This is a genomic window from Qipengyuania sp. CAU 1752 (assembly GCF_054482615.1).
Window position 1 is genome coordinate 817,732 of the sequence record NZ_JBTLRE010000001.1, and the last position, 24,464, is coordinate 842,195.

At 59.8% G+C, this 24,464-nt stretch carries 21 protein-coding genes; 8 read left to right on the forward strand and 13 right to left on the reverse strand.

Annotated elements, in window-relative coordinates; all coding sequences use genetic code 11:
• Positions 1–368: 368 nt before the first annotated feature.
• From ACXYL9_RS03970 to ACXYL9_RS03990, 5 genes are all read right to left on the reverse strand, one after another.
• Positions 369–1,010: a response regulator gene (locus ACXYL9_RS03970; protein ID WP_459038286.1), complete on the reverse strand. Its 642-nt coding sequence runs from the start codon at positions 1,008–1,010 to the stop codon at positions 369–371.
• Positions 1,007–2,662, reverse strand: coding sequence for a sensor histidine kinase (locus ACXYL9_RS03975; protein WP_459038287.1), 1,656 nt, complete (start codon positions 2,660–2,662; stop codon positions 1,007–1,009). Before ACXYL9_RS03975 ends, ACXYL9_RS03970 begins: the two co-directional genes overlap by 4 nt.
• Before the next feature lie 168 nt (positions 2,663–2,830).
• Entirely contained in the window at positions 2,831–3,241 is a 411-nt protein-coding gene (locus ACXYL9_RS03980) for a TadE/TadG family type IV pilus assembly protein (protein ID WP_459038288.1), read from the reverse strand.
• Complete coding sequence (locus ACXYL9_RS03985) at positions 3,238–3,690, reverse strand: TadE/TadG family type IV pilus assembly protein (protein ID WP_459038289.1); 453 nt, start codon at positions 3,688–3,690, stop codon at positions 3,238–3,240. Before ACXYL9_RS03985 ends, ACXYL9_RS03980 begins: the two co-directional genes overlap by 4 nt.
• Positions 3,691–3,694: 4 nt before the next feature.
• A complete protein-coding gene (locus tag ACXYL9_RS03990) occupies positions 3,695–4,936 on the reverse strand; it encodes a pilus assembly protein TadG-related protein (protein ID WP_459038290.1) in 1,242 nt (413 codons plus the stop codon).
• A gap of 300 nt (positions 4,937–5,236) precedes the next feature.
• Here ACXYL9_RS03990 and ACXYL9_RS03995 point away from each other — a divergent pair, with 300 nt between their 5' ends.
• Positions 5,237–5,428: a hypothetical protein gene (locus tag ACXYL9_RS03995; protein WP_459038291.1), complete on the forward strand. Its 192-nt coding sequence runs from the start codon at positions 5,237–5,239 to the stop codon at positions 5,426–5,428.
• A gap of 2 nt (positions 5,429–5,430) precedes the next feature.
• Here the strand turns inward: ACXYL9_RS03995 and ACXYL9_RS04000 are convergent, their stop codons facing one another.
• Positions 5,431–6,249 (reverse strand): universal stress protein, encoded by an 819-nt coding sequence (locus tag ACXYL9_RS04000; RefSeq protein ID WP_459038292.1) that lies wholly within the window; start codon positions 6,247–6,249, stop codon positions 5,431–5,433.
• 166 nt (positions 6,250–6,415) lie between these two features.
• On the opposite strand from ACXYL9_RS04000, the gene ACXYL9_RS04005 reads away from it, so the two are divergent.
• Positions 6,416–6,781: a hypothetical protein gene (locus tag ACXYL9_RS04005; protein WP_459038293.1), complete on the forward strand. Its 366-nt coding sequence runs from the start codon at positions 6,416–6,418 to the stop codon at positions 6,779–6,781.
• A 40-nt stretch (positions 6,782–6,821) separates the two neighbouring features.
• Here the strand turns inward: ACXYL9_RS04005 and ACXYL9_RS04010 are convergent, their stop codons facing one another.
• Together ACXYL9_RS04010 and ACXYL9_RS04015 are read right to left on the reverse strand one after the other, a co-directional pair.
• Positions 6,822–7,439 carry a response regulator transcription factor gene (locus ACXYL9_RS04010; RefSeq protein WP_459038294.1) on the reverse strand — a complete coding sequence of 206 codons (618 nt, stop codon included), beginning with the start codon at positions 7,437–7,439 and terminating at the stop codon, positions 6,822–6,824.
• Entirely contained in the window at positions 7,432–8,592 is a 1,161-nt protein-coding gene (locus ACXYL9_RS04015) for a PAS domain-containing sensor histidine kinase (protein ID WP_459038295.1), read from the reverse strand. Before ACXYL9_RS04015 ends, ACXYL9_RS04010 begins: the two co-directional genes overlap by 8 nt.
• Positions 8,593–8,737: 145 nt before the next feature.
• Between ACXYL9_RS04015 and ACXYL9_RS04020 the strand changes: the two genes are divergently transcribed.
• From ACXYL9_RS04020 to ACXYL9_RS04030, 3 genes are all read left to right on the forward strand, one after another.
• Entirely contained in the window at positions 8,738–9,904 is a 1,167-nt protein-coding gene (locus ACXYL9_RS04020) for a L,D-transpeptidase family protein (protein ID WP_459038296.1), read from the forward strand.
• A gap of 339 nt (positions 9,905–10,243) precedes the next feature.
• Positions 10,244–11,242, forward strand: coding sequence for a 2-hydroxyacid dehydrogenase (locus ACXYL9_RS04025; protein WP_459038297.1), 999 nt, complete (start codon positions 10,244–10,246; stop codon positions 11,240–11,242).
• A 116-nt stretch (positions 11,243–11,358) separates the two neighbouring features.
• Positions 11,359–11,793, forward strand: coding sequence for a DUF2267 domain-containing protein (locus ACXYL9_RS04030; protein WP_459038298.1), 435 nt, complete (start codon positions 11,359–11,361; stop codon positions 11,791–11,793).
• A 23-nt stretch (positions 11,794–11,816) separates the two neighbouring features.
• On the opposite strand, the gene ACXYL9_RS04035 is transcribed toward ACXYL9_RS04030, so the two are convergent.
• Positions 11,817–13,433, reverse strand: a complete 1,617-nt coding sequence (locus ACXYL9_RS04035; RefSeq protein WP_459038299.1) for an MBL fold metallo-hydrolase — start codon at positions 13,431–13,433, stop codon at positions 11,817–11,819.
• A 319-nt stretch (positions 13,434–13,752) separates the two neighbouring features.
• Here ACXYL9_RS04035 and ACXYL9_RS04040 point away from each other — a divergent pair, with 319 nt between their 5' ends.
• The 3 genes from ACXYL9_RS04040 to ACXYL9_RS04050 are packed head-to-tail and all read left to right on the forward strand — an operon-like array spanning position 13,753 to position 18,750.
• Positions 13,753–16,371: a cation-translocating P-type ATPase gene (locus ACXYL9_RS04040; RefSeq protein WP_459038300.1), complete on the forward strand. Its 2,619-nt coding sequence runs from the start codon at positions 13,753–13,755 to the stop codon at positions 16,369–16,371.
• Between the two features lie 34 nt (positions 16,372–16,405).
• A complete protein-coding gene (locus tag ACXYL9_RS04045; protein WP_459038301.1) occupies positions 16,406–16,621 on the forward strand; it encodes a hypothetical protein in 216 nt (71 codons plus the stop codon).
• 2 nt (positions 16,622–16,623) lie between these two features.
• Positions 16,624–18,750, forward strand: coding sequence for an acetate--CoA ligase family protein (locus ACXYL9_RS04050; protein WP_459038302.1), 2,127 nt, complete (start codon positions 16,624–16,626; stop codon positions 18,748–18,750).
• A 65-nt stretch (positions 18,751–18,815) separates the two neighbouring features.
• On the opposite strand, the gene ACXYL9_RS04055 is transcribed toward ACXYL9_RS04050, so the two are convergent.
• The 4 genes from ACXYL9_RS04055 to ACXYL9_RS04070 form a co-directional block, all read right to left on the reverse strand.
• Entirely contained in the window at positions 18,816–19,982 is a 1,167-nt protein-coding gene (locus ACXYL9_RS04055; RefSeq protein ID WP_459038303.1) for an efflux RND transporter periplasmic adaptor subunit, read from the reverse strand.
• Positions 19,982–22,345 (reverse strand): ABC transporter permease, encoded by a 2,364-nt coding sequence (locus ACXYL9_RS04060; RefSeq protein WP_459038304.1) that lies wholly within the window; start codon positions 22,343–22,345, stop codon positions 19,982–19,984. The genes ACXYL9_RS04055 and ACXYL9_RS04060 overlap by 1 nt, the downstream gene beginning before the upstream one ends.
• Positions 22,342–23,082: an ABC transporter ATP-binding protein gene (locus tag ACXYL9_RS04065; RefSeq protein WP_459038305.1), complete on the reverse strand. Its 741-nt coding sequence runs from the start codon at positions 23,080–23,082 to the stop codon at positions 22,342–22,344. Before ACXYL9_RS04065 ends, ACXYL9_RS04060 begins: the two co-directional genes overlap by 4 nt.
• 62 nt (positions 23,083–23,144) lie before the next feature.
• Positions 23,145–24,179, reverse strand: a complete 1,035-nt coding sequence (locus ACXYL9_RS04070; protein WP_459038306.1) for a sodium:calcium antiporter — start codon at positions 24,177–24,179, stop codon at positions 23,145–23,147.
• Between the last annotated feature and the right edge of the window lie 285 nt (positions 24,180–24,464).

Sequence of the window (24,464 nt, forward strand, 5' to 3'; positions counted from 1 at the left end):
CTTTTTCGGCCCATCTTCCCATGCATTCGTAATGATGGGGTCAGAGATTCGAATCCTCTAAGCGGCACCATACCCTTCAGTAGGACAATTCGAAGCTCCAAGTCGAAAGGCCGTTCGGCTGGTTGTGCGCTTGGGGCTTGCTTGGGTGGGTTTTGGCGGGTGAAAACAAACTGCCCTGAAGCTAGGCCGCCAAACTCGCTTTCTCCAAGTGGTAATGAGCCGGTCGCGGACCTCCATGCTTTCCACTCAGTTGCCGGTCGAGTGCAGGGCCCATGAGTGGGCGCGACTTCTATGCTCATCCACGGAATGGGATGGTTTGAAGCGTCAATCGATGGTTTGAAATCAGTCCAGATGCCATAATCGTCTACTTAAAGTGAGCTTCCTGGAGTCGGATCGCGCCCGTGGGCAAGAAGCGCAAGTTCAGTTCGTGTCCTAATCCCGAGTTTGCGGTAAACGTTATAAAGATAGACTTTGACAGTTCCCTCCGACATACCGAGGGTCTCGGCTATTTCCCGATTGCGGGCGCCCTGGGCGACACGATCGGCGATCTGTCGCTCGCGGCGGCTAAGGGTTTTTAGCGGGTCCGCTGGGGTCCCGTTTACCGACAATTCAAATGCGCGATGCAACAGTTCGGGCTGGATGGCTCGCTCACCCGATTGAATTGCCTCCAGTGCAACGATCAGGGAATCTTCGGCCCCCTCTTTCAGGACAATGCCGTTCACCCCATTTCTCACAGCGTCTATGAGCAGGCGGTCGTCAAGTTCGGCGGTCAGCAACACGACTGGACGCTCGTCCCCAGCGACCCGCAGATCGATCAGGCAATCGACGCCGTTTTTTCCCGGCATTCGAATATCGAAGATACAGATATCAGGATTGTGCCGCTTGACTGCGGCCATTGCATCGTCTCCCCGGGAGGCGGTGGCGACGATCTTGAAATCGGTTCCGCGAAGGACAGCGGCCACCCCCGCGCGCAAGAAAGCATGATCGTCCGCGAGAAGGATGGTCGTCATGACAAGGCAGGCCCTGGAAGAACCATCGTCAATTCCGTGCCCAGTGAGCTGCTCTCAAGGTTCAAAGTCCCTCCTATTTCCCTGACACGCTCCATCAACGAGCGGGGAGGCACGCCTATTACCTCATCGGGAAACCCGCTGCCATTATCCCTAACACTTAGAACCAACTCTCCAGATTCGAAAATCCCCCTGACAGTAACTTGGGACGCCGATCCATGGCGCACGGCATTTGCCACTGCTTCGCGGATGAGGTTGGTTACCTGGTGTCTGAAATCGCGATCTGCCGCTGCGCGTGAATCGATCTCGAGATCGAGATCGACATTCCAAGCCTGTTCGAGTTCGCCGGATAGCAGGATAAAGGGCTGGCAGTGTTCATCTGACCCTGCGAGGCTATCACGGTTGTTGCCGCGCAACTGGCTGATAAGCCGGCGGACCGTCCTCTGCTCGTTGAGCAAAGAGCGCTTGAGTGACTTGATTTCAAGATCGGGGTCACCTCCACTCGCAATATAACGGCGCAACCCTTCCAGTTGCATCCCCATGGCTGCAAATGATTGCGCCACGGTGTCGTGGAGATCGCGCGCCACGTTTTCCCGCATTCGCGCGATAATGGCGGCCTGCGAGAGTTCCATCGTCGCCTGTCGATCCAAGGCGTTGCCGATTTCGTTCCCTATGAAACCAGAGAGTTGGATATGGTCCACCGAAAGGCCTGGGGCTTGGGCTAGGAAAATCTCGCCCTTTCCGAGCAAGCTGTAACAGGGGATCGCCAATCCGCTTCGGATCCCGACACTTTCGGCGAGAACCTCTTTGCCCGATGGTTCATACCGGATTGGCCGGCCACCGACCCACATTATTCCCCGATTGCGTTCGCAGTCGAACAAGCGTGGCGAATCCCCGAACGAAGCATCGAGCGCTATATCAGGGGCATCGAGACGCTTCCTATCGGGCTCCAACCCGATTGCCTCGACTTCCAAGCCAGGCTCTTCGCAGTCTCGCCATAGCATGGCCCCCGAACCTGCATCGAACTCCGCCTTGGCATAGGTCAAGGCATTCAACAGCGTTTCCGATCGCGATGCTCTCTCAGGAAGGTTGGGCATCCGCGAATAAACTGGCGATTGCCGCTGCAAGCCGAACCAGACAAGTATGAGACCGAGCACCGCCATGTAGGTCACACGTCGACCGAAGCGATACTCGTTGAAGTCGAAGGAGAGGGCGTCCAACCCAAGCCCGACGACCAAATACAAAGTCGTGGCTACGAGGCCGGTCACGATCGTATTTCGCCAGCCCCACCGGATCGTGGAGGAAAGCATCAGGAAAGCAAAAAAGGCCAGGAAGGGACTGATAAACTCGTCAACAGAGCCTTCGGTGAAATAGATGGCTACCAGAAAGGTGATGATGTCCAGAACATGCGTTATTCGGGCGGCGCGGAAATCGAACCACCAGCTTATCCATGCAACTCCCATCAGCAGAATGGAGAGAGCAAGATAAAAACCGAGGATTAAGTAACCAAGCGTAGCGGATCGAACCGGCTGAGCAGGATCAATCCAGAGCGCAACAAAGAATGTAACTGCAAGAAGAAGGCGGCAAAGAGCCACTACCCGTCCGGAGCGGTTGCGAAAACTCAAACCGGAAGGAAGGACAAAGTCACGCGGCATAGTGGTCACACCCCCGACGGTTCGGCACCATCTCCGCCGACCGTTTCCGTTACCCCGCTTCTCCCACGGTGCCAATGATTGGTTCTTCTGGCGGAAGGATCACGAAATGCCGTTGCATTTGCTGTCAGATGAGCTCGTTTAGGCCCCACGCGGGCTGATCAAGATTTCCTAAGTAATTCCAGGCGATTGGAACACTGTCCTTTCGTAATTCATCTTCACCTGTCTCGGGGGGAGAAAAAGCAGCTGGACCTGATGGCGATAACGCATCGTAATCGTAGCTGTGGGCAACCCGCCGGAAGTCGCGCGCGCCACAGTCAGAGCTTCGATTTGTTGCTTTGCGATCCCGAAGGTCTGGCTTCTGACCCTGGCAACTATTTGTGCGTCTGTGGGGCGGGGGTAGATGGTCGCGTAGCGGGCGCCGCTTTCGACTGCCTGCCGCATGCCGGCCTGCGCCATCAGGGCCGCGCCAAACTCGAAGCTTGCGAACGCCAGCGATAGAAAAATCGGACCGATGATCGCAAATTCTATCGAGGTACCACCCCCGCGGTCGCCAGCAAGGCGGGATAGAAGTTTGATCATTGCAACCGCACCGTCGATCGGCCGGTGAAATTGATCACCTTGTATTTGCTGCCCAGCACCGGCGCGAACATCGGCCGGTAGAAATTGTCGACCTCAACTGCGGCATAGCGGGCAGTTTCCTGACCTTCCAAGCATACATCCTCGTAAGTGAACTGCTTCACACCAGAGCATTCCATCCAGAGGTTGGTTCGAACCTGAGCCCGTTGTACCGAGGCGGCAACTGCCGCCTGACTTGCCATCGCGTCACGGTTTGTGTCGTTCGCTCCGGCCTGTGTGGCAAACTCGATCGCTCTAGCGGCAGCTTGCTGGGTTTTCACTTTCGTGGAGAATCCCAAGCTGAGGTCGACCATTCCGCAGAACAATGCGAGCATGAAGGGAGCCACAAGGGCAAATTCGACGACTGACGTTCCACGCGTGTCTACGGCCAGCGAGTTCATGATTTTGAACATTGTTTTATCCTACTAAAAAAACACGGGTTCCGTCGAAGGACTTAGCGCCCGAATTGGTGGGACACTGGTTCTGGATCCTTGCGTTGCCGATGAACGTCACTCGTCTGCTCACGAGCTGTAGGCAGCGGGTATCCATCCCGGCCGTGCCGGAAAATGTGAGCCCTTGTGATGGCAGGTAGAAAGCGCCCTGTAGCCGCGAAGTAGCGTTACCGTTTACCTGGTTGTTACTTGCGTTGGTGGCGCGCCTGTCTTGATAGAGAAGAACCCCAGCGAAGGTTCCGCTGGTACTTGCGCTTAGCTGAAGCGTCGCGCCACCGTTGATGTTGACCGTAGCAATGGACGAAGGGTTGCTGGCGGCGGTGCTGCTGGTCAGGACGAATGTGACATTGTCGCCAATAACTACTCCCTGGGCCCCAACCGACAACTTTCCGCCATCGATATAATAGGTGCCCGGCGTAAATCGCACGGTCCCCTTGATGTCCATCCCACGATAGCATGCGGATCCGCCCGGGGCGTTTACGACGATCGAAGAGTTAGGGTTCACATTCAGGATTGGGTTGCATGACGTGATGGCCGGGTTGGCCAACTTCGTAAACGGATCAGACTGCGGAAGGGAATGCCGGAGGAGAACGGTATTCGGAGCGAAGCTCCCGCTTGCTGGGATGCCGCCCACCGCACTTATCGGCGAGGCCAATACGTAACTGCTCCCCCCGGCCGATACTGCCGCCGTGGCGGGCGAATTTGTCGCTAATCCGCAGCCCATATCGACACTGGCGTTACCCTGGAGGGTTATCCCGGTGGTGTTTGATCGTTCCAGCGAGACTACGCAAAACGTGCCTTCTGTAACCGCTGAAGCGGTCGCCTCAGCGGAGATGATCGGCGTTTTCTTCAGGAACATACTCGAGAGGGGCAGCGTTCGCGACGTTTGCAGACGCACTCTGACGGCACTTGAATTGCCAGCGAATGTGCCACTGGTTGGCGCGTTCTCGATCACCGGGCTGGCGCTGAGCACTACGAGATTGTCGCGCTGAATGGAGGCCAGGGCGCTATTCCTTGCGTTTGCGCCCTGCATTCTTGCCAGCGCGCCAGCCAAGGCGGCAGAATCGGCCTGCCGCTGAAGCATCCGCTGCATCAATGTCCACTGGATCATGTCGATCCCCAGTCCACCGGCCCCGAGCAAGAGTGGCGCCATCAGTGCTGTGAGGATCATCACGTTGCCATTCTGATCACGAAAAAGCTGTTTCACGGCATGTTTTCCTTTGAACAGCATTCTCTATCAGGGACATCACTGAACCCTTGCGAAAACCCCTAACCTCTAGCCATAAATTGACTAACTAAAGTTGTATCGACGCGGGGAAATGGAGCGGTGCAATATCGTGAAATCAGCCCTGCCGTCCCATGGCGAGGACCGGGATGGGCACCGCGATCGACCCGCGCTTGCCTAGCCGGATGACCGTCCCACCGCCGCAATTCTATGTTGGTTTACGTATGGAATGACGGGCGTCCTAGGGAAACTCTACGGCTTGCCTCGAAAGGACAAGCAAACATGGCCAGCACACCGCCACACGAACCCGATCGGATCGACCCGCAATCGCCGCCCGAGAGGCCGGCCGTGCCGGACGACCCGGCCCCGCCACTGACACCCGAGATTGATCCGCCGACACCGGATTTCGATCAGCCCGACATCAGTCCGGACGAGTTTCCCCCTGCGGACGGCTTTAGCGCCGTTCAGCCCTGACCCTAGTGGTAAAGAAACAACGGGACTGTCGGCGCGCTCAGCATGTCGCGTGTAACCCCGCCCAGGATCCGTTCCCGTAAACGCGAATGGCCATAGGCGCCCATCACCATGTAGGCGGCGTCGCGTTTCTCGGCTGCATCAAGAAGGGTTTCAGCGATCGATGAACCCGCGGCATGCGGCAACTCGACGATGCGTGCTTCGACCCCGTGACGGGCGAGATACTTGGCTGCGCCCATGGGCGGCATGTCGAATAAATCATCACCTTCTCGCTCGCGAACCGTGAGGATCTGGACGTTCGCAGCGCGCGTCAGCAGTGGCATGGCTGCACGCAGCGCGTGCGCCGCCTCGGGGCATCCGTTCCAGGCGACGACCGCGGTGCTGTCGGGCTGCAAGCTTTTCACTGAGTTCGGGATATTGAGGATGGGTAAACGGACTTGAGACACCAAGTCTGACACCAGCTTAGACGGCCGGTCCGGGCTTCCCAGCGGGTCAGTCGAGCCGATGACCAGCAGATCGTGGAGCGGCGCGATGCGCGGTATCTGGAACTGGGCCAAACCACTCGTACGAATCCAGTCCCATCGCACGTCTTCCTTGGCCAGCCGGGCCTCGAGGCGCTGGCAGATTGCCTTCGCATCCTGTTCGAGTTGTGAAGCGAGTTGCGCCGTGACCGGATAATAGAAATCGCCGGCGACACCCAGATCGTAGGGTGTGGCCTGCAGGCAGGATAGGTGGCCGTCCAAGGCGCGGCACAGGTCCAGCGCAACCTGCAACCTTGCTTCGAGACCAGCATCGTCATGAATGTAGAGCAGGATCGAGCGCATCGGACTTCCCTTCAGTTGACCGCAGTGATGACCGGTTAGGAGGATAGGCTCGGAGGGACGAACGCAATTACGCAAATATCCTGAAGCTGACCTGCGTAGGTTTGCGTATTTTTCTGCCCAACGTGCGATCGCACATTGCTGGGGGTCTATCTCTGCGGGGAACTCCATGAGCATCTGGAACATCGTCAAACTGGAATTGGGGCGGACTGACGAATTTCCTTCCGGTTCTGCCAGCCGGACCTATCTGATCCGCATCCCGCTGGATGATAACGACCTGATCGATGAAGCGGCGCGGGCCGAGAGTCCAGGCCGCGCAACGATCCGACGGTTCTGGCCCAACGAGGCCGATCAGTCAGGTTACCTCCTCAAGGCGAAGAACGGCTGGGTTTTCTCCTACGCGGTTGGCGAAGATGATGACGAGAACCTGTTTCATCTCGAGAACCATCCCGTCAGGCAGGGGGAGTATCTGACCGTTACCGAACCGGATGGGGATCGACTGCCGTACAGGATTGCGTCGGTTACTCCGACTTAATCACGCATTCTACAAGCGATCCTGCCAGCTTGGCCGCTCCCTAGTCAGCCTCGCCCGATTCGGCGGCGAACGCGATGCGCAACAGGTCGGACAGGTTGTGGACTTCGAGCTTGGTCATCAAGTTTGCACGGTGGATCTCAACCGTACGGGGGCTGATGCCAAGATCGTATCCGATCGTCTTGTTGGGATAGCCATCAACCAGACCCGCAAGCACATCGCGTTCTCTGGGCGTCAGGCTGTTGAGCAGCACCCGTGCCTGATTGCCGCGCGAGTGGCGCCGATCGGTTTCCTCCAACTGGTGCTGTGCGTGCTGCAGGGAATCGAGCAGGGTCGCTTTCTCGAACGGTTTTTCAATGAAATCGGATGCCCCGGCCTTCATCGCCTTTACCGCCATATCGACATCACCGTGACCGGTCATGAGCGTGACAGGATAATTCACCCCCCGTTGGTTCAGTTCAGCCTGAACTTCCAACCCGTCTTTTCCTGGCATCCTGATGTCGAGCAGAATGCAGCCAGGCTCCAGGTTCTGGACCTTGGACAGGAACTCGTCGCCCGAAACAAACATCTCGACCTGATAACCGGACGTCTTGAGCATGAAACCGATGGAGCGCCTGACGCTGTCATCGTCATCGATCAGATAGACAGGGCCCTTAGTCATCTTCCGATCGTGTCCTTGCTGTGATGAGGGAAAAGTGAAACTGCGTTCCGCCCATCGGCGAAGGCTCCGCCCAGATCTTGCCGCCATGGGCGTTGACGATGGTATGGCAGATTGACAACCCCAGCCCCATGCCGCTGGCCTTTGTGCTCACAAATGGGTGGAATAACCGTTCGGCGACGTGCTGATCCAGTCCCGGGCCACTATCACTGACCGTTACGACCATCATGTCGTCTTCGCCAATCGCGCTGGAAATTACCAACCGCTTGATGGGGCTGTCGTTCATGGCCTCCAGTGCGTTGCGGATCAGATTGACCATTACCTGTTGAATCTGGACCGCATCAACCAGCACTCGGTCCTCTTCGTCAGTCAGCAATTCCTCAAAATCGACATCGCGGGCGTCCCCGTTGATGAGCGCAAGAGCGGTTGCCTCCTTGACTAGTTTGCCAAGGCGAACAAATTTGCGGGTCGTTTCGCCGCGGGCGATAAATTCGCGCAGCCGTTGGACAATCTTGCCGGCACGAATGCTTTCTGCCGCGCTATTGTTTAGCGCCTCGCGAATGTCGGCGAGATTTTCCGTGTTTGACTCATCCAGCAAATCGCGGGCTGCCTCCACGTAATTGGTGATCGCCGTCAGCGGTTGATTGAGTTCATGCGCAATCGACGTGGCCAGCGTACCCATCGCAGAAATGCGCGAAACATGAGCGAGGTCGGCTTGAAGCGAATGGAGTTGCTGTTCGGTTTGGCGACTGTCGGTCAGATCGCGGATAAATCCTACGAAGACCCGCTGCTGGTCCATGTTGACCTCGCCAACGGACAGATCGATCGGAAACATCGAACCGTCGCGTGCTCTGGCGGTGGTCACGCGGCCAATGCCGATGATGCGCCGCTCGCCAGTCGTCAGGTAGTGCGATAAATACCCATCATGCTTTTCGCGGTCGGGTGAGGGCATGAGCACGCTTACATTCTCGCCCAGCACGTCTGTTTCGGCATAACCAAACATTCGCTCAGCGCCCTTGCTGAACGACAGGATATGTCCGGCTGTATCGATCACCACCATTGCATCGGGAACCGTATCGATCAGCGCGTGCAGATCGGTCGGGCCGCGAAAGGATTGCAGGGCATCATCGGCTCGGCGCGCCGGTTTTTCGGTCATGGTGAGGGAGTGCCAATGTAAGCGAAGATTGACAATAGGCGTCTGCCGACCGGTGATCATGGCACGAGGCCATTGGTCTTCTGTGCTCCTGATTTAAGGGGATATCCCTATTCCCCGGGGCATGAAGTATCGTGACACTGGCCTTATGCGAAGATTGCTTCTCGCCCTGACCTTGGCTCTTGCCTGGTCCAATCCATCGCTTGGGCAAGACCAGCCCCCTCCTACAATTGCACAATCGGCATGGCGTCCTGCGCAAGCCAATACCCTGCTGCACTGGGTCCTGAGGGCCGATGAGGAAGCCATCGCACTGCCCAGCGGGATCGAAGCCGACTTGCGCGCAGCGCTGAACTCTCCCGATCGCCAGCGCATCGACAAGGCCGCAAATGCGGCTGCACTGGCCTTGCTGCGGGCCTATCACGGAAGATGCTGCGGGCCGTCGCTGCCGCGCAACTGGCATATATCGCAAACAGTTTCCGACGCAGAATTGCGGGCGCAACTGGCAACTGCATTGACCGAAGGCCGGCTTGACCGGATGTTGCGCGCAAGCCGTCCGAACCACCCCCACTACCGCGCATTGGCAGCAGCCTATTCAAGCGAGCCCGATGCGCCGCGTCGCCAGCTGCTTGCTCTCAATCTGGCACGTTGGCGCAGCCTACCTCTGCCCCGAACGGGTCGCTATCTAATCGTCAATGCGGCGGCGCAGGAGCTGACGATGTGGGATGGCCAGGCGCAGGTCGACGACTGGCGGGTCATCGTTGGGAAAACCTCATCTCCCACACCGGTGTTTTCTGTCGATGTCACGGGAGTGGTGATCAACCCGTGGTGGATCATCCCGTCCAGTATCGCGGCCGAAGGGATCGGCGCCTTTGTGCGGCGCAGCCCTGCGGCCGCCCGGGCGAAGGGTTATATCTACAGCAACAGCCGTTATCGGCAGATGCCAGGGGACAATAATGCGCTGGGCCGCATGAAGCTGGTGATGCCCAATCGCTTCACGGTGTTCTTGCACGATACGTCCAATCGCGAGCTTTTCGAGAAGGCCGAGCGTACGCTGAGTCATGGCTGCGTGCGAGTGGATCGCGCGTTGCAATTTGCCGGGACCCTGCTGTCCGGAAGTGGCTGGGAGCAGGCCGAGGTAGATGCTGTCGTGGCCGCGAAGAAAACGCGCACGCTGGCCTTGGCGCGCCCAGTTCCGCTGTACATCGCCTATTTCACGGCCGAGCCCGCCGGTGAAGGGGCGATCCGCTTCTTGCCGGATATTTACCGCAGGGATGGCGTCGCTGCCCTGAAACTGCCCGCAAACCGGCCCGACTGACCAATGTCCGCCGCTGGCCTGTATTTAGGGATATATCCGTATCGCCGGCCGATTGCGGGGCACGTAACCAATCGTCCAGAGCAACCGTCAAGTCAGAGGATCGCATCGTGGCCGTATTCGAAAAGGGCGGCCAGCTCGATGCACTCCTGGATGCCGGACTGACCCTGACTGATGAAGACAAGCTACAGCAGATTTTCGGCGTTTTTGCGACCCGGCGCCGAAAACAGCCACCCCCGGCTCAACTGAGCCGGGGGTGGTATTGGACTGATCCGAGAAGGACATTTCCAATGCTCAGGTTTGGACAGTCAAGAACAGGGGGCTGAGCGCGAGGCCGGTTCGATGGATTTAGTCGTTTTCAGCACGAAATCTTACGATCGCCGGTTCTTGGAAGAGGCCAATGCGACTGCCGGATCGCCGCACCGGATCGTTTTCCACGAAGCACGGCTGGATGCCCAGAGCGCTATTCTGGCGAAAGACGCACCAGCGGTCTGCCCTTTCGTCAATGATATCGTCGATGCCGCCACCTTGCGTGTCCTGCATCAGCACGGAGCGCACCTGATTTGCCTGCGCAGCGCCGGCTTCAATCATGTCGATCTGAAAGCTGCTGGTGAGCTCGGCATGGTCGTTGCCCGTGTGCCTGCCTATTCTCCCCATGCAGTTGCCGAACACACAATCGCGATACTCCTCTCCCTCGTGCGCCAGATCCACCGTGCCTATGCCCGGGTGCGGGAGGGAAACTTTGCGCTCGACGGGCTGCTCGGCTTCGACTTGGCGGGACGGACAGTCGGCATCGTCGGAACGGGCAAGATCGGGCTCTTGGTGGCGCAAATGCTGGACAGGTTCGGCTGCAGGCTTCTGGGGTGCGATCCCGACCGGTCCAGCGCGTTTCCCGGAGAATATGTGACCCTCGACCAGCTGCTGCAACAAAGCGATATCATCAGCTTGCATTGCCCGCTCAATTCCGGAACCTATCATCTGCTCGATGCCAAAGCGATTGGGCTGATGAAAGATGGTGTGACCCTCATCAACACCAGCCGCGGGGCAGTGATCGACACCCGAGCTGTGATCGGCGCGCTGAAAACCGGCAAGATCGGACTGTTGGGGCTGGATGTTTACGAAGAAGAAGACGAGCTATTCTTCGAGGATATGTCCGAGCAGCCGATCATGGATGACGTGTTTGCGCGCCTGCTCACCTTTCCGAATGTCCTGATTACCGGCCACCAGGGCTTTTTCACATCTGATGCACTCAGCGCGATCGCCGCCACGACCATTGCCAATGTGACTGCATACGAACGCGAGGGGGCTCCGCTTCATCCGGTTGAGTTGCCGCCTGGCTGACGAGGAAGGGGAGACTTAGCCGGCTCGGAACCTGCGGTTATTCCCGTAATGCGCACGTCTTTGGCTCAGCCTAGCATTCCGGCTCCGCTCTTGGAAAGAAGGGAAAGGGAAGCGCCATGAGTACCACCGGAATGGACGTATTCGACAAGACCCTGCAGGCAACGCACATCTGGCTCGACGAGATCATGGACGACATCGGTCCTGACCGGGCGCTGGCTTGGAAGGTTCTCTCCACTGTTCTGCAAAAATTGCGCGACCGTTTGCCAATCGAGCTGGCTGCACATCTGGGCGCACAATTGCCTCTGCTCGTGCGCGGTGCCTACTATGACAAGTTCGATCCGACCAAGATGCCTGCCGACTGGCATACTGCCGATCAGTTCCTGGACGAAGTTCGTGATGGTTTGGTCGGCTCGCGCTCTATCGGTGCGCGGGTTGCTGTCGATGCCGTGTTCGGTGTGCTCGACCGCCATTTGTCAGAAGGGCAGATCGACAAGGTTTATCGTTCGATGCCCAAGGGTATTCGGGGTTTATGGCTGGAACCCGAGGCTTAGCCCAGCCGAGAGAACCTTGACCATCAAGCTTTGGCAGCATCACGACGAAACTGCTTCTTTTTCTGTTTAGAGTCCTTATAGGATTCAAGTACTTGGCGCATTTCCTCTATGGCTTTTTCGCGCTGCTTCTTGCCGCGAATTTTTGCCAGTTCCTGCTTCAGGCTGGTGCTGAATTGGGCATAGCTGTTTTGCCAGTCACGACCGATTGCCTCCTGCAATTCTGCCGAGCCTGTAGCGGTCCGCTTCGCCGGTTTACCAGGTGTCAGACCATAGCTTTCGCCGATTTCAGGAATGCGGACGGACAGGTCGGGGCTGCGCTGCTGCAACAACCGCCGCATTTCCTCTATCGCGTCGCTTTCACCGTGCGTCAGGAACACGCTTCCAGAGATCGGCTGGCGCTCCTCGATCCAGTCAAGCAATTCGCCTTGGTCGGCATGGGCGGAATAGCTGTCGATCCGCCGAATTTGGGCACGGACCCTGACGTCGTTACCCGACACGCGCACCGTCTCGGCACCATCCAGGATCACGCGGCCAAGGCTGCCTTGCGCCTGAAACCCGACAAACAGGACCGTCGAATCGCGGCGGTGCAGGTTATGGGTCAGGTGATGCCGGATGCGGCCACCTTCGCACATGCCCGACGCGGCCAGGATGATCGCGCCAGATACCGAATTGAGGCGAATGGATTGCGCCACATCGTTGACCAGATGAAACGAGGGATAATCGAAGATGTTCTCTCCGCCTGTATCCTCCAGTTCCGCGGCATAGCTCGCAAAAACGCCGGTAACCTTGTTTGCCAGCGGGGAATCCACGAAGATCGGCACCCCGGCAATCGCCCCCGAGCGAGAGAGATTGATGAGGTCGAGCAGTAATTCCTGGGTGCGCTCAAGCGCAAAGCTGGGAATGATCAGATTGCCGCCGCGCACGATCGCGCCGCGGACCTCGGCTTCCAGCAGCTTGCGCCTTTCCTCCAGAGTGATTTGCGGCCGCGCACGATCACCATAGGTAGATTCGCAAATAACATGGTCGAAACCCGCGGGTCCCGCCGGATCGTGATAGAATGCCTTGTTGTCCGGCCCCAGGTCGCCTGAACACATGATCCGCACGCCGCCGCTCTCCAGCTCGACCGATGCGGAACCCAGAATGTGGCCGGCGTTCCACAGGCGGCTACGGAAACCGGGCGCAGGTTCGAACCATTCTTCGAGATCGATCGGCTGGCATCGGCGCCAGGCATCGAGTGCGTCCTGTTCGGTATAGATCGGTTCGAACGGCAGATCGCCTGCGCGATCGCGCCGCCTGTTGTGGCGCTGCGCATCGGCTTCATGGATCCGGCCCGAATCCGCAAGCATGTGTTCGAGCAGGTCGGCGGTTTGTCTGGTGCACCAGATCTTGCCCTTGAACCCGCGCGATACGAGTTTCGGGAGCAGGCCACTATGGTCGATATGCGCATGGGTGAGAATCATCGCATCAATGCTCTTGGGGTCGAAATCAAAGTCGCTGGTGTTGAGCATTTCCAGCGACCGCGATCCCTGGAACAGGCCGCAGTCGACCAGGATTGCGGTATCGCCATAGGTAAAGCGCATGCAGGACCCTGTGACCGTGCGTGCGGCACCGTGCAGATTGAGCGACAGGGATTTTGTCATGCGTCGACTGAACTGCGGACAAGAGCCAAATCGTGCACTTCAAGCGTGTCAGACGGGGCTCTGCTCATTTTGGTTCCTCCACAAAGAACTTGTCGAACTGTCTAGGTGCGATCACCTCTCGCAAGGATAAGGGAAGGTCCGTAGCTGTCACGGGAGTCGCAACAGCACACCAGACTAGGGTAAATACGGATGGCTGGCTGTCACGTCGCAAGGCAAGTTTGCCCACTGTGGTCAGGAGTGTCTGAATGTTTGCCTTGGAAGTGCCAGCAAAGTCTGCCTCCTTAGTCAGGTCGGTTGCCGTCAAGGAGCGCCCAGCCGGATGACGTCTGATAGCCGGGCTTGGCACACGCTCAGCGCAAGCGAAGCCTTGAGCCTTGCGGGATCGACACAGGCCGGTCTCGACGAGACAGAGGCCGGCACGCGTCTCGCCACTTACGGTCCCAACCGCCTCCCGGAAACCGGCCGATCCAGTCCGCTCGGCATTTTCCTGCGCCAGTTCACCAACCCGCTGATCTATCTGCTGATGGTGGCCGGGATTTTTTCTCTGGCGATCGGCGATCGCTGGGACGCGATTTTCATCTTCGGTGTCCTCACCACCAATGCGCTTATCAGCAGTTATCAGGAGTATAAGGCCGACGAGAGCGCGCGCGCGCTGCGGGAGCTGGTGCCGCAGATAGCGCGGGTCCGGCGCGAGGGGGCCGCGCGAGAGGTTGCTTCTGCTGACCTCGTGCCGGGCGATATCGTGGAACTGGAAAGCGGGATGAAGGTGACCGCAGATATGCGTCTGCTGTCAGCCTCCGGTCTGCGCGTCGACGAGTCGTTGCTGACCGGGGAATCATCACCGGTCGTGAAGGATGCGGATGGCACCCTCGGGGAAGACACCTCGCCCGGCGATCGGCTGACGATGGTCCATGCAGGAACAACAGTGGTCGAAGGGCGCGGAATTGGCGTCACTGTTGCTACCGGCGTGACGACATTGCTTGGCGAAATCGGAACTACGCTGGCAAGCGCAACGCGCTCCGCGGTCGATACGCCGCTTGTCCGGCGCATGGCCCTGCTCGCCCGGCAGATCGCTATCGCCACAGTGATCCTGATTGCCATCCTCTCGGTCTTGCTGGTTGTTCGAGGCGAAGGCGCGCGTGACATCGTGCTGCTTGCAATCGCGCTTGCCGTGGCGGCCATACCGGAAGGATTGCCGATTGCCGTAACCGTGGGCTTGTCCGCCGCGGCTCGCCGCATGGCCCGGCACAATGTCATTGTCCGCGCGCTGCCTGCGGTCGAGGGGTTGGGCGCTTGTACGCTGATCGCCAGCGACAAGACGGGCACGCTGACGCTCAATCGGTTGACGGTGGAACGCGTAGCCCTGGCCGGAGGGAAATTCATCGATCGACGCGATTGGCTGGATGGAACGGTTCCCGACGCCCTTGCAGAACTCGGCCAGGCCGCTGCCTTGTGTAATGAAGCGCACCTGACCGATAGCGGCAGCCCGGTCGGTGACTCGGTCGATCTCGCATTCCTCGATCTGGCCCGGGAAACCGGCAACGATCCAGTACTGGCACTAAATGTCGAGCGACTGGCTATCGTGCCATACGAACCCGCCCTGCGCTTCGCTGCGGTCGAGGTCGAGATGGCCGACAGTAACCGGATAGTGGTCAAGGGTGCGCCTGAAACGGTGCTGGCGATGTGCGACGACGTCGAACCAGGCACGGCAAAGATTGTCGAGAGCATGGCCAGCGACGGCTACCGTGTTCTGGTCCTGGCCGAGGGCAGAGCATGTCCGCAGGATGGTCGGATAATGGATCATCTGCATGGCTTGCGCTTGCTCGGGTTTGTCGGTCTGACCGATCCTTTGAGATCGGGCGTGGTCGAGGCAGTCGAGCACTGCCGCGAGGCTGGGATCGAGGTGCGGATGATTACCGGCGATCACCCAGCGACCGCGCTGGCAATTGGGCGGCAAATGGGCCTGACCGTCGATCCGGACGCCGTTGTGACCGGGACCGAACTTGCCGCGTTGGGCGACGAAAGCGAGCAATTCGCGCAAGCCGTCCGGGAGGCGGTTATCTTCGCTCGTATCGAACCCGCGCAGAAGCTGGCCATCGTTCGGGCCTTGCAACAGGCCGGAGAAATCGTCGCGGTCACCGGCGACGGGGTCAATGACGGCCCGGCACTGCGCGCTGCCGACATCGGCGTGGCCATGGGTCGCGGCGGCACCGACGTTGCGCGCGGTGCCGCCGACCTGGTACTGGCTGATGACAATTTCGCCTCCATTGTTGCCGGCATCGGGGAAGGGCGTGTCACCTTCCTCAATGTGCGCAAGATCGTACTGTTCATGGTCGCCACCGGCCTTGCAGAAATCTGCATGTTTCTGGGCGCGCTGGCGACCGGCTTGCCCATGCCGCTAACCCCGGTGCAATTGCTCTGGCTCAACCTTGTCACCAATGGCGTCCAGGATGTCACACTCGGCTTTGGCAGAGGCGAAGGCGACGAACTGAAACAGCCTCCCCGGCGCAAGTTGGCCGCACTCATAGACCGCGATGCGATCTTGCTGATGCTGCCTGGCGCGGTGGTGATGACGGCGATCTCGGTGTGGATGCTCGCAAGCCATCTGGCGGCGGGAGACACCATCGACGAAGCTCGCAACGCTGTATTGCTGATGGTGGTGCTGTTCCAGAATGCCTTCCTGCTCAGTGTCAGGAGTTTGCACCTTCCGGTCTGGCGCTGGCATCCGCCCGAAAACGGCTGGATGTTCCTTGGCATGACGGCTGCGCTACTCCTGCAAATCGGGGCCATGAATTTCCCACCAATGCAGATCATGCTCGGCGTCCAGCCCGTGAGCGTCACCGTGATCATGCAATGCCTTGCCGGCGCGCTGGCGGTGCTGGCGGTGACGGAGCTGGCCAAGTGGCGGGTACGATCCCGTATCCGGACAAATGCGTAATGCACCTGAGGATTTGCCACCTTAGGCTTTCGTTATGACAGATCAGCGCATCGCTCGCCCCGACTTCCCGCCAATCCCCGACTGGATCGAAATAGCCGATTTCTGGCTTGATTTCTGGTTGCTAGGCGCCGGCAACGCCCAGAGGTTCTGGCAAGAAATATTGCCGCCGATGCACCGGCATGACGGGCACGGCCAGCTCGCAATTCCGGAGCCGATTGAGCGCGCACCGGAACAGGATCTGTTTGCCTGAAAATGAGGGGAATCGTGCCGGACGGCTTGCCGCCTCTCGATCCCAAGTGGTTGCGGCCCCGCCGGGTGGTATTGGTTGGCGCATCCGGGGAAAAAGGTTCGGTCGGGCATGCCGTCTTGACCAATCTACTGCGCGGAGCCGACCAGTTCGACCTCCACACCGTCAACCCCCGGGTGATGGATATCGAGGGTACGACTTGCCACACGAGCATCGAGGATATTCCCGATGGGCCTGCGCTCGCGGTTGTCGCAATTCCTGCACAAGCAGTGCCTGCCGCACTCACCTCGCTGGCGGGCAAGGGCATATCTCTGGTTGTCATCATCTCGGCTGGTCTTGGGGGCGAAACACAGCTTGGCCGAGAAATGCTGCAGGTGGCTGGCGAAGCAGGCATTCGCCTTATCGGGCCCAACTGCCTGGGTATCATATTGCCGCATCTGCACATCAATGCATCCTTTGCGTCGGGCGATGCGCCTGCGGGCGGACTCGCTCTTGTATCGCAAAGCGGCGCAATCGCATCTGCCATGGTGGAATGGGCAGCGCCGCGAGGGGTCGGGTTCTCCGCAATCCTTTCGATTGGCGATATGGCACAAACCGGCATCGACGAACTGATCACCCTGATGGCTGCCGATCCCCAGACACGTGCGATCCTGATCTATCTTGAGGGACTAAGGGATGGCCACGCTTTCTTGGAAGCGGCGCGGGCGGCGACTTCGATCAAGCCGGTGATCGTCTTGAAGGCAGGACGCGGCGCTGATGCCGGACGCGCGGCGTTGTCGCACACCGGGGCGCTGGCCGGACCATGGGATGTCTATCGCGCGGCCTTTCGCGAGGCGGGGGCAGTGGCGGTCGACAGTCTCGATGGCTTGTTCGATGCGGCAGCCATACTGGACGACATACCCGCAGTGGGCGGAGAACGGTTGGCTATCGTGACCAATGGCGGCGGTGCGGGTGTGCTGGCAGTGGATGCTCTGGCTGCCGTACCGGGGGAGCTGTCGATCCTCTCGGAGGAGACGATCACGCGCCTCGATATGGTGCTGCCTTCAGGTTGGTCACGCGCCAATCCGGTCGACATTATCGGCGATGCCGGGGCGGAACGCTACGTCGCTGCATTGAAAGCGATGATGGCCGATGACGCGGTCGATGCGGTGCTGGCGATAAATTGTCCGACAGGCCTGCTGGAACGCGGAGAGGCGGCCCGGGCGGTGGCCAAAGTTGCCGAGGGCACGCAATCCTGCAAGCCGATACTTGCCTGCTGGCTGGGCGATGCCAATGCGGACGCCTCGCGGGAAATATTCGCAGCTGCCGGAATTCCCGATTTTGCTACCCCGACACAGGCAATCCATGCGTTTGGCTATGCCGTGGCGGCGAGCAGGGCGCACAGACAGCCGGTGCATGCGGATCTGGCCGCACCTCCTCCTGGCGCTTGCGCCACAGGAGACGCAATCATCGAAGCCGTCCTCGCCGACGGGCGGCGCGTATTGAGCGAGATAGAGGCCAAGGCGCTGCTCAAGGCTTTCGGTGTCCCGGTCGTGCCCACACGTCCGGCGACCACGCCGGATGAGGCAGCGCGGGTCTGCTCGACCATGGAAGGGCCTTATGTACTCAAGATCGTTTCGCGCGATATCACCCATAAATCGGATTTTGGCGGCGTGGCACTTGGCCTTGCCGACGCTGCGGCTGTGAAGCAGGCGGCCGAGGGAATGGCTAAAACGATTGGCAAACGCTTTCCCGAGGCCCGTATCGAAGGATTTGCCGTCCAGCCCATGATACGGCGCAAAGCCGCGCATGAGTTGTTCGCAGGGATTGCGGTTGATCCCGCCTTCGGGCCCATCGTGCTGTTCGGAGCGGGCGGAACCGCGATCGAGGTCATCAATGACAAGGCCATCGGCCTGCCGCCGCTGAGTTTAACGCGAGCTCGGGAATTGATCGACGAAACCCGGATTTCACGACTTCTGTCAGGTTATCGCAACGTTCCGGCCATCGACCGTGTGGCGCTGGCCCAAGTGATAACCGCGCTTTCAGCCATGGCGCTGGCGCTGCCGAAGATTGCCGAGCTGGATATCAATCCGCTCATTGCCGATGCCGATGGCGTAGTCGCGCTCGACGCGAGAGTTGTCCTGGCGAATTAGCAGGCCCTCGGCCTACGCAAGGCGGCGGCCTGGCGTGCGCCGCGCCTGCGATCAAAAGGGGCAGTTTACTCGCGTTCGCGTACTCTGCTGCCATCGGCAATCGCCCCTGACGGATTGAGGATCACCATGGCTCCTTTGGCCAATCCGCCGAGAACTTCGCCGTAATCTTCATTTAGGCGACCGATTTTGACGTCGTGCAGCGCGGCGCGTCCTCCTTCCACCACCAGCGCCTGCCAGCCACCCTCCGGCCCGCGGAACAGCGCGCCGACCGGTACGCGCAACGCGCTCTTGGCGGACCACAGGATCACCGTGGCGTCGACCTGGTAGCCATGCCCCAAACGGGCAATTTGGCGCGCCGCTTCGGGCGAGAAGTCGATGATAACATTGACCCGCTGTTCCTCGATCCCGAGCGCCGAGATCTTGCGCAGGCCAAAGGGTTCGACGGTTCTGACCCGTCCGGGCAAGGTGTTCTCGCCGCCCCAGCGTGTGATTTCGACGACATTCCCCGGCCTGATCCGGGCAGCCTCGCGTGACAGCAGGTCCGCTACCACTTCGATCCGGGCCGGGTCGCCGATCTCAATGAGGGCCATGCCTTGCGGGACTACCCCTTCGCTCTCGCTCAGGCGTCGCAACACGATTCCGCTGGTGGGTGAGCGGACCGCGACCACACCGCCGGACGGTGTGCCGACCGCAGCAGGTTCGGTCAGCTGGCTTTGCAGACGCCGAGTTTCAGCCCGGCTACGGGCCAGGTCTGCACGCTGTCTCGCTGCCGATGTTCGCCTTGCATCAAGTTCTGCCCGGGACAGGAAACCGCGTTTCGCCAGCTCTTCTGCCCGGCCCAGGTCTGCTTCTGCCAATCTCAATCCGGCCTGCGCCGCGTTTTCTACCGCACGCGACGCGGCGACGGCATTGCCGATCTCGTTGCGGCTCCTCTGGTCGAGAGGCTGGGATGGAATGCCCGCCATGCGTGCAATCACCGTTTGCCCTGCCACCACCTCATCGCCCGGATCCAGCTCGATGCGGGTGACATATCCGGTTACCGGCGCGGTTACCGTGTACAGATCGCGGACACGTGTCACCCCATCATCGGTCACGCCCACAGCCATTGGCCCCTCTGTCACAGTGCCCAGATCGACCGCGTCTGGCTGTGGCCAGTAACTGTAGATGAGGCCCGCCACCAGAAAGGCGGCAATCAGGATGGCCCAGCGCCAGTTCTTGAGCTTTCTCCACATCAGTCGCGCGCCTTCAATACCCGTACCATGTCCAGCTGGGCGACCCGCCGAGCCACGATCAGCGCGGTTCCGGTGGCCGCCGCCAACACTACCATCGTGGCAAATCCGTATGAGGAGCGTTCAGGAGCGAAAGGCAGGCGAAACAGGTCCGAACTGAACATCATGACCATCAGCTGCGCGAGCCAGTAGCCTATGAAGCACCCCAGCGGCACAGCCAGCACAACCAGCAACGCCAACTCACCCAGCAATACGATCCCGACTTCGCTGCGGTGGTAACCTAGCACGCGCAAGGTGGCGAGTTCATGCGCGCGCTCCGAAAACAGGATCCGTGCGCTGTTGTAGACCACGCCGATCGCAATGGCGGAAGCAAAGACGATATAGAAACCCATCATCGACATGATGTTCTCCTCGATGAGCTGTTCGAACAATACTAATGCCGCATCGCGTTCGGTGATGCCCAGAACGATGGGCATCTGGCCAAGCCTAGTTATCAGATCGGCGCGATAGGCCGGGTCGATCAACAGGTGTGCGCTGCTGACAGGAGCGGCATCGCGGGTGAGTCCATCCAGCGCGCTGCTTTGCGAATAAGCGCGGGTACCAATCAATTCGTCGATGGTGCTGGCAACAGTCATGCTTGTCCGTGTTTGCCTCCCGCCCAACAGTTCGACCTGCACCTCGTCGCCTGGAGAAACCGCGAGCTTGTCCGCCAATGATCGGCTCAGCATCAGCCCGGCGACAGGCACCGAAACCGTGTAGCCATCGGCATCGATCCGAGCGGTCAGGCGGTCCTCACTATCGGAAGCTTCGATTGCGACCCGCTCGCTGTTCGCGCGGTAACTCATCATAACCGGGACGGCTCGGGCGGGCTCGACCCGTATCACGCCTGGAAGTGAAGCGAGTTCGGCGAGGATTTTCTCGTTACGCGGCTCAATGAAGCTGACGGTGATATCCTGGCGCTGTGCCCGGGAGAAGTAATTGTCGAGCATCGCCCTAGCGCCGTCGATAAACTGCAACACGGAGAAGAGCAGCCCGAGCGAAAGCGCAACTCCGGTCACAGTGACCGCCGAGCGTCCGGGCCAGCGGGCAATGTGGCGGACAATCATATTGCCCACTGCGCTGAGACCCGCCTTCGCTCCGATACGTTCGGTCGGCCCCGTCCGGTAGACCGGCGGCGGTGGCGGCGACATTGCCACCGCGGGCGTGAGGTTCACGGCTGCCCGCACGCCACCCAGCGCGCCAATTGCAGCAGAACCCACCGCAAGCGCTGCACCGGTCACGAAGACGTTGGCCGAAACCTGATAGAAAAGAAAGGGGAAGCGGTAATATTCGGCATACTGGGTCGTCATTGCCCGACCCATCCACCAACCCAGGCCCGACCCGATCAGGATGCCCAGAAACCCGATGGCGATTGCGAATTTGAGATAATGCCAGCCGACCGATGCATTGCTGTGTCCGAACGCCTTGAGCAGGCCGATTTCCGCGCGCTCTGTGCGGATCGTCCGGCCTAACACGACATAAACGAGGAATATCGACACCAGCAGGAATATCGGCGGGATGATCCGGGTCATCGCATCGAGCTGGTCGAGCTCGCTTTGCAGGAAGGCATTCGATAACTGGTCCTTGCGCCCGACAGCCCCGGTGCCGCCATAAGGCGCGGCGATCGCGTCCACTCGGCGGACGACTTCAGCTTCGTTGGCTCCGCGCTCCAGCGTTAACGAAAGGGCATTGATCGCCCCGATCCGGCCTGATGCGGCCTCAAGCGCTTTCTCGCCCATCCAGAATATCCCGAACCGGCTGGCGTCGGGGATCAATTCGCCGGGGGCAATTGGCCAGATATAATCCGGCGCAAGGCCGATCCCGACCACTTCCAGACTTGTGCGACTGCCATAGATAATTGCCTCGATCCGCTCGCCGACGTCCAAACCGTTCGTCTCGGCAAAGACCTTGTCGATTACGACCTCGCCCTCCTTGTCGCTTTCGGGCCCGCGTCCACGCAGCAGTACCAGTCGGTTGAGCTTGCTCTCGCCGCCATTGCCGACCGAGTTGATCAAGGCACGGATCGGTTCGATCCTGCCCGGGAATTCCAGTGTGGCGAATTGTTCGATCCGGCCTTCCGCTTGCGCTACGCCGTCCACCGCCGCCACGCGCTCGACAATGCTGCGCGGGGCGCGGGTCATGTTCACGAATACATCGGCAAAGCGATAGCGATCATAATAGGCATCGCGTGTCTGCGTCAGCGAGTGATGCACGCCCATCGCCATGACGAAAGTCGCCATCGCCGCGCCGATGACCAGGGCGATGGCCAGGACTTGTCCGCGCATGCGCCACAGATCGCGGGCCAGCTTGGTGTCGAGCGCTGTCACCAGGCCATCTCGGAGGCCGCGACCCGATGTTCGTTCACCTCGATCCGGGCGATCTGGCCGTCAAGAAAGTGGAATACCCGATCCGCCATCGCGGCGATCCCGGCGTTGTGGGTGATCAGGATCAGTGTGGTGCCGAGTTCGCGATTGGCGTCAGCCAGCGTTTCCAGAACCTTGATTCCGGTGGCGCTGTCGAGCGCGCCGGTCGGCTCGTCGCACAGGAGAACCCCGGGGCGTTTGGCGATCGCGCGCGCCACCGCGACCCGCTGCTGCTCACCGCCCGAAAGCTGAGCGGGAAAGTGATGTCGCCGAGCGCTGAGACCTACCAGTTCGAGAGCCTCGGCAGCAGGCATAGGATCTTCGGAGATATCAGTAACCAACTTGACGTTCTCTTCCGCTGTCAGGCTGGGAATGAGATTATAGAACTGGAAGATGAAGCCGATATTCGCACGGCGGAACCGGGTCAGATCCCTGTCGTCCAGCGCGGTCAACTCGGTGTCCCCGAACCATAGCTGACCTGCCGTCGGTCGATCCAGACCGCCGACGATGTTGAGCAGGGTGGATTTCCCACTGCCTGACGGCCCGAGCAGGACCAGCACCTCGCCCATGTTGATCTGCAGGTCCACGCCGCGCAGCGCATGCACTTCGGTCTCGCCGGTAATATATGTCTTGCGCAGAGACTGGCCGAGAAATGCCGCCTCGCCAGCGGTTGGAAGTTCGTGCTCGCCGCGGTTCACCATGCCGAGGGTTTAAAGGGGGGCCTAGGTCGCCGCGCTACGCAATTGTCCTAAGGCTGCGCCATTCAAGGCAGCGATCCCAGGGTAAGCAGGACGGCAAGGCCGGCGGCATAGACCAATAGCACCGCAATCGAATCCTCTCCCATGCGCACAATGGTGCGATCCCGGCGCTCTATCAGGCCAAGGACAAACACCCCCGACATGATCAAGGCCAGCAAGGCTGCTGTCGCTTCGAATGGCCCGGCCATGTTCAGCACAGGCGGTCCTGCATAAACAAGGTCGATGACGAAGATCAGCGCCAGGTTGAAGAGGTTGGAGCCGAATACCTCGCCGATCGCCAACTCGTACCGCTGGCCCCTGATCGCACCGACGATCGCCGAAAACTCAGGCAATGATGTAGCTGCGGCCAGGAAAAGGAAACCCATGAGGCTGCCGCCGATACCAGTCTGATCTGAAATCAAGGTGGCGGTCACAGCCAGCGTACCGCCGCCGATCAGTATTACGGCCGCAAGCATGGCCAACCCCAGCAATATTTCGTGCCAGCCGATGTCACCGTGTTCTGCTTCGATCGCCAATGCGAGATCGGGCTGACCCACGACCAGCCACATCGGGCGCCGCTCGGACCGGTCCGAAATCCTGATCGCGAGTACAGCAGCTACAAAGATGATCAAGGGCCACCATCCGACCAGGCCAAGAATGGTGCTATCGCCTGCAGTGATTGCGGCGATCACCAGGGCCAGTACCATCATGCCGAGCACGCCCTGGATCAATGTGACCGGCTTGGCCACAACCGAGGTCAACGGGCGCGAACCCAGCATCATATCGGCCATCGCGAGCAGCAGAATGTTGAATCCTGCACTCCCGAGCACGTCGTTGAGGGCCAACAATGGCGCCCCGATGGCTGCGGCGGTCGTGGCAGTCGCCAGTTCGGGCAGCGAGGTGATCCCGCCCAGCACCAGCATGCCTGCAAAGCCCTGTCCCAGCCCGGTCTTGTCGCTCAATGCCACCACATAGCGGGGCAGCCGTGTTCCGGCCCACCAGACGGAACCGGCAGCGATAAGAAACCCCAGCACCAGCAGGGGTAAGGGGAGCGAAATCACCGCTGTGGGCATGATGTCGAAGGATCAGGAATGCACATTGCCGCAGATCTTCGGGCACTTGGGCTCTGCACGCCTATCCGTAGTATTCCGGAAGTCTACTTATTGCGACCCTGCAGCCATCGGCACATCCACCAAGAGCGATTTCTTTGCGTTGATGACCCGGCCATGGCGCGAAAACAGCCTCGTCCGGTCAAACAGCAACCTGGTCGAAGGATAGTGTCAGCGGGCGCCAGTTGTGACGGGAAGCTGCATCCACGCGATTTGCCATGGGGTCAGCGATGCGAT